General features: G+C 67.5%; 10 protein-coding genes and 1 riboswitch. Of the genes, 4 read left to right on the top strand and 6 right to left on the bottom strand.

Going from position 1 to position 13,377, the window contains the following annotated elements:
* Positions 1-1,347: a DUF697 domain-containing protein gene (locus ACPYOD_RS04050; protein ID WP_481300447.1), complete on the top strand. Its 1,347-nt coding sequence runs from the start codon at positions 1-3 to the stop codon at positions 1,345-1,347.
* 133 nt (positions 1,348-1,480) lie between these two features.
* On the opposite strand, the gene ACPYOD_RS04045 is transcribed toward ACPYOD_RS04050, so the two are convergent.
* Entirely contained in the window at positions 1,481-1,705 is a 225-nt protein-coding gene (locus tag ACPYOD_RS04045) for a glutaredoxin family protein (protein WP_481300446.1), read from the bottom strand.
* A gap of 78 nt (positions 1,706-1,783) precedes the next feature.
* Between ACPYOD_RS04045 and ACPYOD_RS04040 the strand changes: the two genes are divergently transcribed.
* Complete coding sequence (locus tag ACPYOD_RS04040) at positions 1,784-3,166, top strand: L-serine ammonia-lyase (RefSeq protein WP_481300445.1); 1,383 nt, start codon at positions 1,784-1,786, stop codon at positions 3,164-3,166.
* A 99-nt stretch (positions 3,167-3,265) separates the two neighbouring features.
* On the opposite strand, the gene ACPYOD_RS04035 is transcribed toward ACPYOD_RS04040, so the two are convergent.
* The gene (locus ACPYOD_RS04035; RefSeq protein WP_481300444.1) at positions 3,266-3,646 is read right to left on the bottom strand and encodes a hypothetical protein; all 381 of its coding nucleotides are present in this window, start codon (positions 3,644-3,646) and stop codon (positions 3,266-3,268) included.
* Between the two features lie 161 nt (positions 3,647-3,807).
* Between ACPYOD_RS04035 and ACPYOD_RS04030 the strand changes: the two genes are divergently transcribed.
* Positions 3,808-5,481, top strand: coding sequence for an APC family permease (locus ACPYOD_RS04030; protein WP_481300443.1), 1,674 nt, complete (start codon positions 3,808-3,810; stop codon positions 5,479-5,481).
* 865 nt (positions 5,482-6,346) lie between these two features.
* On the opposite strand, the gene ACPYOD_RS04025 is transcribed toward ACPYOD_RS04030, so the two are convergent.
* Genes ACPYOD_RS04025 through metX form a run of 3 tightly spaced genes read right to left on the bottom strand, consistent with a single transcriptional unit; the run spans position 6,347 to position 9,642 of the window.
* Positions 6,347-7,411 carry a homoserine dehydrogenase family protein gene (locus tag ACPYOD_RS04025; RefSeq protein ID WP_481300442.1) on the bottom strand — a complete coding sequence of 355 codons (1,065 nt, stop codon included), beginning with the start codon at positions 7,409-7,411 and terminating at the stop codon, positions 6,347-6,349.
* Positions 7,408-8,601 (bottom strand): cystathionine gamma-synthase, encoded by a 1,194-nt coding sequence (metB, locus tag ACPYOD_RS04020; protein WP_481300441.1) that lies wholly within the window; start codon positions 8,599-8,601, stop codon positions 7,408-7,410. The genes ACPYOD_RS04025 and metB overlap by 4 nt, the downstream gene beginning before the upstream one ends.
* A gap of 3 nt (positions 8,602-8,604) precedes the next feature.
* Positions 8,605-9,642 (bottom strand): homoserine O-succinyltransferase MetX, encoded by a 1,038-nt coding sequence (gene metX / locus ACPYOD_RS04015; protein ID WP_481300440.1) that lies wholly within the window; start codon positions 9,640-9,642, stop codon positions 8,605-8,607.
* Between the two features lie 89 nt (positions 9,643-9,731).
* Positions 9,732-9,844, bottom strand: a riboswitch (SAM riboswitch).
* 268 nt (positions 9,845-10,112) lie between these two features.
* Between metX and ACPYOD_RS04010 the strand changes: the two genes are divergently transcribed.
* A complete protein-coding gene (locus tag ACPYOD_RS04010; protein WP_481300439.1) occupies positions 10,113-11,714 on the top strand; it encodes a peptide chain release factor 3 in 1,602 nt (533 codons plus the stop codon).
* A 1-nt stretch (position 11,715) separates the two neighbouring features.
* On the opposite strand, the gene ACPYOD_RS04005 is transcribed toward ACPYOD_RS04010, so the two are convergent.
* Positions 11,716-13,374, bottom strand: a complete 1,659-nt coding sequence (locus ACPYOD_RS04005; protein WP_481300438.1) for an FAD-dependent oxidoreductase — start codon at positions 13,372-13,374, stop codon at positions 11,716-11,718.
* Positions 13,375-13,377: the final 3 nt, after the last annotated feature.

Here is a 13,377-nt window from a genome sequence, read left to right as displayed (position 1 = left end):
GTGGACTGGCGCGAACGACTGCGCGGCATTGCCTCCCGCTTCCGGCGCGGTGGCAATGCCACGCCCGTTTCCGACGACCGGGGCGGCCCGGTAGCCGCCAGCCTGCGCGACCTGCTGGCCGATCCGTCCATCCCCGCCGACGTCCGCGAAGCGATGGCCACTGATTTCCAGCGCGTCGAACGCATGCTCGACCGCCTGGAGAACGAAGAACTGCACGTGGCCGTATTCGGTCGCGTTTCCGCCGGCAAATCCGCGCTCGGCAATGCCCTCCTGGGACGCGACGCGTTCGCCGTCGGTGTGCTCCACGGCACCACCACGGAAGCCGATGCGGCCCGGCTGGACGAAGCCGCCACCGCGGGGCTGGTACTGATCGATACACCCGGCATCAACGAACTCGGCGGCGAGGCGCGCGAAAAACTCGCGTTCGAGGTGGCCGAGGTCTGCGACCTCGTCGTCTTCGTCGCCGACGGCGACCTCACCCGCGAGGAACGCGACGCGCTGCGCACGTTGGCCATGACAAGGCGGCCGCTGCTGCTCGTCCTCAACAAGGCCGACCGCTACGGCGACGACGAGCGGGAAGGCCTGTTGTCGCGCCTGCGCGAGCATGCGGTGGGGTTGGTCGCACCCGAGGACGTGATCGCCGTGGCGGCTCGGCCGGCGGCGCGCGACATCGTCGAGGTGGACGCCACCGGGCACGAACGGCGGAGCACCGCGCAGCGGCCCGCCGATGTCGCGGCCCTGAAGGACCGGCTGCTCGCGATCGCCGAGCGCGAAGGGAAAGCCTTGTCCGCCATCAATGCGGGACTGTTCGCAGGGCGGCTCACCGACCAGGTGAACGAACGTATCGCGGCCGCACGTCGCGAGGTCGCGGGCCGGGTCATCCGCCAGTACTGCATCGCCAAGGCGATGGCCGTGGCCCTGAATCCCGTCCCCGTCGCCGACCTGCTCCTGGCTGGCGGGCTGGACGCCGCGATGGTCGTGCAACTCGGCCGCGTCTACGGCCTGCCCCTCACGCGCAGCGAGTCGGGCCGGCTCGTGGCCGTCATCACCACGCAGCTGGCGGCGCTGATGGGCGCGGTATGGGGCGTGCAACTCGTGGCGTCGGCGTTGAAGGGGCTGAGCGGCGGGCTGTCGGTCGTGGTCACCGCCGCGGCGCAAGGCGCACTGGGTTGGTACGCCACGGTCCTGATCGGACGTGCGGCCGAGCATTACCTGGTATCGGGCAAGTCCTGGGGCGAGCATGGGGCCAAACGCGCCGTGGCGGCCGTCGTGGCGAGCCTGGATCGCGATTCCATCCTCCGCGAAGCTCGCGACGAGATCCTCAGGCGCCTGAAAACCTCCCGCTAGCCGATCCTGTGGGAGCCGCTTCAGCGGCGATGGACGTTCCGGGCGAGGCTGCTCGCTGCCGCGGGATCGCCGGCATAGCCGGCATAGCCGGCATAGCCGGCTCCCACAATAGCCAGCTCCCACAAGCGATGCGTCAACTGACGAACGCCCTTACGGCCGCCCCGTCGAACGGCCAATCAAGCTCGGCCCCGTCGCTCCGCCGCAGCACCGGCACGCGCGTGCCATAACGCGCCTCCAGCGCCTCGTCGTCGTCGATCCATACCGAGTCGAAATCCGGGAAGCGGGCCTCCGCCAGCAAGGCCAGGGCCTGGTCGCAGAGATGGCAATCGTCGCGCTGGAAAAGGATGAAACGGGACATTCGCGTATGTATGGGGTCGCGGGACGCGGAGGCGTAGAATAACCGGTCACCTCCCACAGCCAACGTCTCCCCCAAGCCATGGCAGTCAGCGTCTTCGACCTCTTCAAGATCGGCATCGGCCCGTCCTCGTCGCATACCGTGGGCCCGATGCGCGCCGGTGCGCGCTTCGCCGAGCACTGGCTCGAGGAAAAAGGCGTGCTGGAACGCGTGGCGCGCGTGCGCTGCGAGCTGTTCGGCTCGCTGGCCATGACCGGGCGCGGCCACGGCACCGATAAAGCGGTGCTACTGGGCTTCGAAGGCGAGTGGCCCGATCGCGTCAACCCCGACACGATTCCCGCCACGCTCGAGCGCATCCGCTCGAGCAAGCGGATCCGCATCCTCGGCCGGCACGAAATCCCGTTCGACGAGAAAGGCGACCTCGTCTTCAACAAGCGCCAGAAACTCCCGTTCCACACGAACGGCATGCGCTTTTCCGCCTACGACGCGGACGGCAACGAACTGGCCACGCGCGACTACTACTCGGTGGGCGGCGGTTTCGTAGTGAATCCCGACGAGGCGGCGGAAGACCGCATCGTCGCCGACACGAGCGAACAGCCCTACGCGTTCTCCACAGGCGACCAGCTCATGTCGCTCTGCAAGGAGCACGGTCTCACCATCGCCCAGCTGATGATGCGTAACGAAGCCATCTGGCGCCCCGAGGCCGAGACGCGCGCCGGCCTGCTCCGGATCTGGAAGGCCATGCAGGATTGCGTGGCCCGTGGCCTGCGCTCACCGGGCGTGCTGCCCGGCGGCCTGAAGGTGAACCGCCGCGCGCCCGCCATGGCGGCGGAATTGCGCGCGCAGCCGGAAGCGTCTCTGCGCGATCCGCTCACCATCCTCGATTGGGTGAACCTGTACGCGCTCGCCGTGAACGAGGAGAACGCCGCCGGCGGCAGCGTGGTCACGGCCCCGACGAACGGCGCCGCCGGCATCGTGCCCGCGGTGCTCCACTACTACCGGCACTTCTGTCCGGGCGCCTCGGAAGACGGCGTCGTGGAGTTCCTGCTCACGGCGGGTGCCATCGGCATCCTCTACAAGGAAAACGCCTCGATTTCCGGTGCGGAAGTCGGGTGCCAGGGCGAGGTCGGCGTGGCCTGCTCGATGGCCGCCGGCGGCCTCACGGCCGCGCTGGGCGGTACCGTCACCCAGGTCGAGAATGCCGCCGAAATCGGCATGGAACACAACCTTGGCCTCACCTGCGACCCTATCGGCGGCCTGGTGCAGATCCCCTGCATCGAGCGCAACGCCATGGGCGCGGTCAAGGCGATCAACGCAAACCGCATGGCACTGAAGAGCGACGGCAAGCACCACGTGTCGCTGGACAAGGTCATCGCCACCATGCGCGACACCGGCCGCGACATGAAGGACAAGTACAAGGAAACGTCGCGCGGCGGGCTTGCCGTAAACGTCATCGAATGCTGATCGCTACATGTGGGAGCCGCTTCAGCGGCGATAGGTGCAAGCGGCAAGCTTGCCCGCTGCCGCGGGATCGCCGCTGAAGCGGCTCCCACGGGCATTGTCCTACCTCGCCGGGCACAGTCTCGGCAGGCGATCCACGGTCTCTACCCGCACCGGTTCGTCCTCGCCCCACCAGTTGGCGACGGCCGTGTAGCACACACGCAACTTTCCGCGACGGGTTTCGAAACGCTGCTTGCTCGTATAGGCGAAGCACGACACCGAGGCCAGGTGACCCATTTCGCGCATGGCGATGGCGCACCGCCGCACGGCTTCCACCGGGTCCTCACCCGGGTACAAGGTGAAGTAAAAACCCTTGGCGGTACGGTCGTATGACTCCGAATCGATCAGCCGGCCCTTGTCGCTCCATTGCTCCGCGGCTGCGGCGACGCCGCATGCCGGAAAGGCAAGGAACAACATGCCAATGGCGACCCACTTCGAATGCATCCGAACCCCTTCGTCCCTACCGCGTCGGTCAGTGTATATCGACGCGACGACGGTTGGGGGTGGCAGCCACTGGCTGACATGGCGGGCCGGGGCTGTCATCATCCGGCCCTTGTGCCGCCCTGGGCCCGGGCTCCCGCCCTGCCCGTTCGACCGGAGTCACCATGTCTCATAGCGCTATCCGCCGCGACGTCGGCGCCTTTGCCCTCATGCTTACCGGCCTGGGCTCGATCATCGGCTCAGGCTGGCTGTTCGGCGCCTGGCACGCCGCCCAGCTTGCCGGCCCCGGCGCGGTCTACGCCTGGATCATCGGCGCCGTCATCATCCTCTTCATCGCCATCACCTACGCCGAACTGGGCGCGATGTTCCCCGAGTCCGGGGGCATGGTCCGCTACGGACACTACTCGCACGGTTCGCTGGTCGGCTTCATCGCCGGCTGGGCCAACTGGATCGCCATCGTCTCGGTGATCCCCGTCGAGGCCGAGGCGTCCGTCCAGTACATGGCGTCCTGGCCGTGGGAATGGGCAGCGTGGACGAAGGACCTGTACGTGGTGACCAATGGCCACGGCGAACTCACGCCGCCCGGGCTCGCCATCGCCGTCGTGCTGGTGCTCGTGTACTTCTTCCTGAATTTCTGGAGCGTGAAGCTGTTCGCCAAGAGCAATACGGCGATCACGGTCTTCAAGCTCGTCGTGCCCGCCGCCACCGGCATCGCGCTCATCGCCACCAGCTACAACCCGGGCAACTTCGACATCGGCGCGCATGGTGGCACGCACGCGATCGACATCTCGTCCATCCTCACGGCGGTGGCCATCTCGGGCATCGTCTTCAGCTTCAACGGCTTCCAGAGCCCGGTAAACCTCGCCGGCGAAGCGCGCAATCCCGGCCGCAACGTGCCGCTGGCGGTGATCGGTTCCATCCTGCTGGCCACGGTGGTGTACGTGCTGTTGCAGGTAGCCTTCATCGGCGCCGTACCGCCCGAGCAGCTCGGCAAGGGCTGGGCCGGCCTCGAATACGCTTCGCCGTTCGCTCAGCTGGCCACCGCGCTGATGATCAACTGGATGGCCATCCTGCTCTACGCCGACGCGTTCGTGAGCCCGAGCGGTACGGGCGCCACGTATACGGCCACCACGGCGCGCATGATCTACGCCATGGAGCGCAACGGCCACCTGCCGAAGATCTTCGGCCACATCCATCCGCGCTTCGGCATCCCGCGTCCGGCGATGTGGTTGAACCTCGTGGTGAGCTTCATCTTCCTGTTCTTCTTTCGCGGCTGGGGCACGCTGGCGGCGGTGATCTCGGTGTCGACGATCATCTCCTACCTCACCGGCCCGGTAAGCGTGATGACGCTGCGCCGCACCGCGCCCGAACTGAAGCGTCCGCTGCGCATCCCCGGCCTGCCGCTGCTCGCCGCGCTCGCCTTCATCTTCGCTACCGAACTGCTCTACTGGGCAAAGTGGCCACTCACCGGCGAGATCATCCTGCTGATGGTCGTGGCGCTGCCGCTGTACTTCTACTACACCGCGAAAAGCGGCTGGGACGAGTTCGGCAAGCACCTGAAGGGTGCCTGGTGGCTCATCGTCTACCTGCCGGTGATCGCGTTCGTTTCCTGGGCCGGCAGCAAGACGTTCGGCGGCCACGACTACATCCCGTACGGCTACGACCTGGCACTGGTCGCCGTGCTCGGCGCCATCTTCTACTTCTGGGGCATCGCCTCCGGTTGGCGCACGCCGATGGTGGAGGCCGCGCGCTTTCACCACGATGACGACTTGGAGCCGGGCGAACCCGAACTCCCGCCAAGCGCGGACGAGGCCGAGAAGATCACCGGCCACCGGTAAAGCAAAACCGCCCTCGGGGCGGTTTTTTTTGGCTTCTTCGCGCATACCAGAGACCAGCCAGCCTTGGTGATGGCGACCCTTTCGACGGTTCGATCAGGCTCGGCGTTCACGCGACCCGGTATCGCCAGAGCGCTTTACACCTGGGCATCTCGCGGGGAGACCTTGCTGCCCACCCTCGCTGCTCAGACAGTCCTCCGCGTTCGAAAAGGAAAGGCCGCTGACGCGGCCCATGTACTTAATCGGCCTGCGGCCGCTCTCTTGTGCGGAACTCGCCTCGAGGATGGGCACCAAGGTCTCTTCCGGACGGTGCGGTAGCGTGGTGGGAGAGCCACAAGCGGCCGATGCGGTTGCCTGCGCGAACTGTGCTTGATGCGCGCGACGGTGCCCGGGCAAGGAGCCGTCCGGAGTCACGAAGGGCCCAACCGACCGGCGAGGCGAGACGATGTCCCGTTAGCCGCTGCTTCTGTCTTCGGCTGTGATGCTTTCCAGACACGCCGCCTCAGTCATGGGAAGAGTCTTCGGTGTCCACCCTCGAGGCGAGTTCCGCACAAGAGAGCGGCCGCAGGCCATTAGGTACACGGGCCGCGCAAGCGGCCCCTCCCTTTCGAACGCGGAGGACTGTCTGAGCAGCGAGGGTGGGCACCGAAGGCTCCAGCCCCACCGTCCCGAGTCGACGGCGGCGCCAGCCGCTGGACACATGCATTCGCCTTGGCGAATGAACCGATGTACCCAGGCAGTGTCCCCGGATTTCCGTGAAGAACCTTTTTTTGGGGGGGGGCTGGGAGCCGGTTATGCCGGCGGTCCGTCGGCAGCGGATGGACTTGCCGCGAGTGACTGTCGCCGCTGAAACGGCTCCCACACGCCGTTACAAAGACAACACGTCGCCCAACAGCGCCTGCGCCGTGATTTCCGGACCCGCACCCGGCCCCTGGATGACCAGCGGCGTAGCGTGATAGCGGGTGGTCGTCAGGGCGAACTGGTTGTCGGTACCGCTAAGCCTCGCGGCGGGATGATCGGGAGAGACCTCGACCAGGCCGACGCGCGCGCGTCCACGCTGGTTGAGGCGCGCGAGATAGCGCAGCACCTTGCCGTTGGCCCGGGCCTCTGCGTGCCGCTGGCGCAGCGGTTCGTCCAGCTCCTCGAGCCGCTCGAGGAATGTCTTCGTGTCCACGTCGCGCAGCGACGCCGGCACGAGGCTCTCCACTTCCACCTCATCGCTGCCAAGGGCGAAGCCCGCATTGCGCGCGATGATCAGCAGCTTTCGCGCCACGTCCTCCCCGGAGAGATCCGACCGCGGGTCGGGTTCGGTGAAACCAAGCCGCCGCGCGTCGCGCAGAAGGCCGGAAAAAGGGCGACTGCCGTCGTACTGGTTGAACAACCAGGACAAGGAGCCGGAAAACACACCTTCGAGAGTCAGCAGGCTGTCGCCGCAGTTGCGCAGGCGGCGCAGCGTGGAGAGAACCGGTAGTCCCGCACCGACGGTGGCGGCATCGCCGTAGACCATGCCATCCGCCGTTGCCTTCTGCAGCGCGCGCCAGCCGGGCAACGGGCCGCCTGCGAGGGCCTTGTTCGCCGTGACGACGTGGTAGCCCGCCGCCAACCATTCGGGATGCCGGCTGGCCTCCACGGCGCACGCGGTAGCGTCGATCACCACCTTGCGCGCCGCTCCGGTCGCGTCCAGTGCCGCCAGCAACGGCGCGTCGTCGCGCTCGTCCCGACCGCGCGCCAGCCGCTCCGGCACTTCGGTGGGCGACACACCGTCCGCAAGAACGTGCTGGCGCTTGGAATTGGCAGCGCCCACAAGGCGCAAGGAGCGCGCGGCCGGCGTGCCGAGCAATGTCAGCAATGCGCGCCCCACGACGCCCGTGCCGAGCAGCACCACGGCCGTACAGGGCGCCTCCGTCGTCGGTGCGATGGCGATCGCGTTCATGCGCCGACCTTGCGTTTGGAGGCCACCGAAGCGACAGCCGCCGCACGCGCGAGGCCGGCCTCGATATCCTCGATGAGATCGTCGCCGTCCTCGATGCCGACCGACAGGCGCAGCAGGTTGTCGGCGATACCGGCAACGCGGCGGGCCTCCGGTGCCATGGCCGCGTGCGTCATGGTGGCGGGATGCGCGACAAGGCTTTCCACGCCGCCCAGCGACTCCGCCAGCGAGAAATAGCGCAGGCCATCGAGGAAGGCTTCGATGGCGTCGGTGCCACCGGCGACCTCGAAGCTCAGCATGGCGCCAAAGCCGTACTGCTGGCGCTGAGCCAGGGCGTGGCCGGGATGCGACGCGAGGCCAGGATAGTAGACCCGCTCGACGGCGCCATGACCGTCCAGCAGCGTGGCGATGCGGCGCGCGTTCTCCTCGTGCGCGCGCAGGCGCACCGACAGCGTGCGGACGCCACGCAATGTGAGGTAGCTGTCGAAGGGCGATCCGGTCACCCCGTTGCAGTTGCCCCACCACTTGAGCTGTTCGGCCACGGCGGCATCGGCGGCGATGACCGCACCGCCCACCACGTCGCTGTGGCCGTTGATGTACTTGGTGGTGGAATGGACGACGACATCGGCGCCCAGCTTCAACGGCTGCTGCAAGGCCGGCGAGAGGAACGTGTTGTCCACGACCGTGAGCGCACCCGCGGCGCGCGCGGCCTGCGCGACGTGACGCACGTCGGTAATGCGCAGCAGGGGATTCGACGGCGTCTCGATCCAGACCAGCGCGGGCTTCGCGGCAAGGCCCTCGGCGAGCGCGGCCGGATCGGTGAAGTCGACGAAACGCACCTGGAAGCGCCCTTTGCGCGCCCAGGCGTCGAGAAGCCGCCAGGTGCCGCCGTAACAATCGTGGGCGGCGAGCACAAGGGCACCGGCGGGCACGAGTTCAAGGGCCAGCCCCACCGCCGACATGCCTGTGCCTGTAACGACCGCACCGGCCCCCTCTTCCAGTTCGGCCAGCGCTTCGGCCAGGAGGTCCCGCGTGGGATTGCCGCTGCGCGAGTAGTCGTAGGCGCGCTTGCGACCGAAACCTTCGAACGTGTAGTTCGTGGACAGGTGCAGCGGCGGGACCACCGCGCCGTGCTGCGTGTCGCATTCGATGCCGGCGCGCACCGCGCGGGTGGAGGGACGGGAATCGGTCATGGCTTAGCGTTCTCCGCAACAGTCGTTGAGTGCCTGACGCAGCACGGGAGCGAGCTGCACGGTTTCTTTCAGGAAGGCGTCGTGGCCGAACGGCGAATCCAGCACTTCGAGCGTTGCCGTGCCGCCGAGGCGGCGCTGGAGTTCGCACAGGTCGGAGAGCGGCACGAGCCGATCGGACGGAAAGCCCACCAGCGTGGCCGGCGCCGCGATCTGCTCCGGCGCGACGTCGTGCAGGTCGATCGATTCGGACAGGGCGAGGAAACGCTCGGGGTCGAACCTTTCGACGAACCGGCGCCCTGCATGCTCGAGATAGTCCTCCACGGGGAAGTGGAAACGGCCGTCCCGGAGTTCCGGGCCCGCCGCGAACCGGCGCGAGAACTCCTCGCTGCCGCGATAGGTGGTCATGGCGAGCTGGCGCGCCAGGGCCAGGGCCTCGCCGGTACGGCCCGACGCAAGCCCGAGCCGAACGATGCCGCGCTGCACTGAGCGCTGCGCCGTGGAGAGGGGGTGCGGCCGGTGCGCACCCGCGAGCAGGACCAGGGACTTGACCTTGCCGGGGTACAGGGCTGCGAACGCCAGGCCCACCATGGCGCCGTAGGACGATCCGATGAACGCCTGCACGCGGCCGACGCCCAACTCGTCCACGAGCGCGGCCAGCGCGGCCGCCTGGTCTTCGCTGGACACGGAAGCCACGCCCTCGATGTCGGCGGGCACGAGCCAGTCGATCGAGAGGACACGGCATGCGGCCAGATCGACCGCGCCGCCTTCCGCCACCAGGGTGTCCCACCAGCCCGCCGCGCGCTCTCGGCCCGCGCAGACGTCACGGTCGGCGGAGATGCCGCCCTGCACGATGACGGTGGGCGCGTCGGGAGCGCCGCACCACAGGTAGCGGACATCTACCGCGACCGGGTCGCTGCCGTATTTCGGCGAGAACACGACGCGGCGCGTCCCGCGCTGCTCGGTGAGGTCGGAGGCACGACGAGACGTGGCGGGGTTGGCCGCTTGGGGGAAGGAGATCACGGTGGCGGGCTCTGCTGGCATGTCCGGGTTCCTGCGTCGGGATCGAGCCCCTGCGGAACCGGTAGGACTGCCAGCGCCCCGGGTACGCCAACGCGTGCCCCGAACGGACATTCCCATCTATCGGCCGGCGTGAAACACGCCCCGCAGGAGTTGGCACCGTCGCGGAAATCCGCAGGTTGCCCCGGCTTCAAAGGGCCTGTCCCTCAGCCGGTCTCGATGAGTGCAACCGACGATACGCATGGATGCCTGCCATGTCAACAGACGTTTAGACGTCCAGATGTCCAATCGCAAGCATGCGGTGGCTCATCTGTGGGAGCCGGCTTCGCCGGCGATCCCGCGGCAGCGGGCAAGCGTGCCGCGAGATCGCATCGCCGCTGAAGCGGCTCCCACACAAAGCCCCCACCCCCAACGCAAAGCCCGGCCCATACGAAGCCCGGCAGTCAAAACCCTGATAGAATAGGGGGTTAGCCCGAATCAGCGACCCCAGACCGATGTCCGCACACCTCACCGAAACCCGCCGCAGGCGCAGCTTCGCCATCGTCAGCCATCCCGACGCGGGCAAGACCACCCTGACGGAAAAGCTGCTCCTGTTCGGCGGCGCCATCCAGATGGCCGGCTCCGTGAAGAGCCGCAAGGCCGCGCGGCATGCCACCTCGGACTGGATGGCGCTGGAAAAGGAGCGCGGCATCTCGGTCACCTCCTCGGTCATGCAGTTCCCGTACAACGAGGCCATCGTGAACCTGCTGGATACGCCGGGACACGCGGACTTCTCGGAAGACACCTATCGCGTGCTCACGGCGGTGGATTCGGCGCTGATGGTCATCGACTGCGCCAAGGGCGTGGAGGAACGCACCATCAAGCTCATGGAGGTCTGCCGCCTGCGCGACACGCCGATCATGACCTTCATCAACAAGCTCGACCGCGAAGGCCGCTCGCCGATCGACCTGTTGGACGAAGTGGAATCCGTGCTGGGCATCGCCTGCGCCCCGGTCACGTGGCCGATCGGCATGGGCTCGCGCCTGAAGGGCGTGTACCACGTGCTGCTGGACGAAGTGCACGTGTTCGAACCCGGCAAGAATTTCACCCGGCAGGACTCCACCATCTTCAAGGGCCTCGACCATCCGGACCTGGCCGCGAAGATCGGGCAGGCGGCGCTCGACGAACTGCGCGAAGAACTCGAGCTCGTGCTGGGCGCGTCGAACCCGTTCGACGTCGAGGCCTACCTCGCCGGCAAGCAGACACCGGTGTTCTTCGGCTCGGCCGTGAACAATTTCGGCGTGCAGCTCCTGCTCGACTTCTTCGTGGAACACGCGCCCTCCCCGCGCCCGCGCGACACCCTTACGCGCGAAGTGAAACCCGAGGAAGAAAAGCTCACGGGCTTCGTCTTCAAGATCCAGGCGAACATGGATCCCGCGCACCGCGACCGCGTCGCGTTCATGCGCGTGTGCTCGGGTACGTACACTGCCGGCATGAAAATGCAGCAGACGCGCACGGGCAAGGAAGTGCGCATCGCGAATGCGCTTACCTTCATGGCCTCCGACCGCGAGATCGTGGAGCGCGCTTATCCCGGCGACGTGATCGGCCTGCACAACCACGGCACCATCACCATCGGCGATACGTTCACCGAGGGCGAACCGCTCTCCTTCACCGGCATTCCGAACTTCGCGCCCGAACTCTTCCGCCGTGCTCGCCTGCGCGATCCGATGAAGATGAAGGCACTGCAGAAGGGCCTGGCGCAGCTGTCCGAGGAAGGGGCCACCCAGTTCTTCCGCCCGATCATGTCGAACGACCTGATCCTGGGCGCCGTCGGCGTACTGCAGTTCGACGTTGTCGCGTACCGTCTCAAGGACGAATACAACGTGGACGCCACGTTCGAGCAGGTGGGCGTGGCCACGGCGCGCTGGATCCACTGCGACGACGCGAAGAAGCTGGAAGAGTTCCGGGAGAAGAACGCCGGCAATCTCGCGATCGACGCGGCGGGCGAACTGGTCTACCTGGCACCCACGCGCGTCAACCTGCAACTGGCGCAGGAGCGCTGGCCCACGGTGCGCTTCTCGGCCACGCGCGAGCACGCGGCCTCGGTCGAGGTCTGACTTACATCGGCGACGGATTGAGGAACCGGTGGATGGCCTGCACCACCACCGACCCTTCGCCCACGCTCGACGCTACGCGCTTGATCGAGCCCGAGCGCACGTCGCCCACGGCGAACACACCGCGCAGCGTGGTGGCGAAAGGCGACGGCGTGGCATAGCCGTCGGCATCGCGTCCGGTCAGCACGAAGCCCTTCCGGTCGAGGTCGAGGCAGCCGTCGAGCCAGGCGGTGTTCGGCTCTGCGCCGATCATGACGAAGAGACTGCCCGCCTTGACACGCTTCTGGGCACCGTCGACGCATCGCCAGCCCACCTCGCGCAGGTACGCGTCGCCGTCGAGGTGATCGACCTGGCAGCGCGTATGCAGCGTGATTCGCGGCGATTGCACGATGCGCTGCACCAGGTAATCCGACATCGTCGCCGCCAGCCCGTCGCCGCGCACGAGGATGTGCACGTGCGCCGCAGTGCGCGCGAGGAACACGGCCGCCTGCCCTGCGCTGTTGCCACCGCCGACCACGACCACTTCCTCGCCCGCGCAGAGCGTGGCCTCCATCGCCGTCGCGGCGTAATGGATGCCCTGGCCTTCGAAACGTTCGTAGTCGAGGTGGTCCAGCTTGCGGTAACGCGCGCCGGTGGCGACCACCACCGCGCGGGCGCGCACCGAGGTGCCGTCGTCGAGCAGCAACCGGTAGGGATGCTTGGCGCAATCCATGCCCTGCACCGACCGCGCGATGGCCATGTGCGCGCCGAACTTCATCGCCTGCACCTGCGCGCGACCCGCGAGGGCCTGGCCGGAGATGCCGGTGGGAAAGCCGAGGTAGTTCTCGATCTTGGAACTCGTGCCCGCTTGGCCACCGGGGGCCAACGCCTCGAGCACCAGCGTGTCCAGCCCTTCGGAGGCGGCATATACGGCGGCCGCCAGCCCAGCCGGCCCGGCACCGATCACCGCCACGTCGTGCACGTGCTCGCTGTCGAGCAGGATGGTGATGCCCAGCTCGTCCGCCAGTTGCGACGTGCTGGGACAACGCAGCACGCGGCGGTCGGGCATGACGACCACCGGGCATTCCGAGGGACGCAGGCCCAGGCAGTCCAGCAGGTGCGTGGCGTCCTCGTCGACGTCCGTGTCCAGGAGCCGGTACGGGTAACCGTTGCGGATGAGGAAGCTGCGCAGGCGCACCGTATCGGCGGCATGCGCGGAACCGGCGAGGATCACGCCGCCCTGCCCGCTCTGGATCAGCCCCACGCGACGCAGGATGAAGGCGCGCATGATGATCTCGCCGATGTCCGGCTCGCCGGAGACGAGCTTCCGGAATGCAGTGGGATCGACGCGGACGAGCCGCGTGTCCGAGCCGGTACGGCCGTTCACCATCACCTGCCTTTCGCTGAACAGGTCGACCTCGCCGGTGAACTGGCTGGGTCCATGCACGGTGAATACGTTGGGCTGGCCTTCCTTGTCGAGGTCGTAGATCTCGATGCTGCCGTCGATCACGAAGAAGTAGTCGATGCGGCGATCGCCGCGGCGGAAGAGGACGGTGCCGGCCGGCACCGTTTCCTCCACGCCGTACTTCACGAGGCGGGCCGCCATCTCGTCGTTGAGCCGCGGGAACGTCTGCTCGCGCCGGTTCTGCGGACTTGAAGGGTCGTTGTCGGGCGGAATGGCCATCGG

The organism is Luteibacter sp. HAY1-4A (assembly GCF_056755355.1).
Note: the sequence above shows the minus strand (reverse complement) of the source record. Positions and strands in the feature narration are given on the sequence as shown.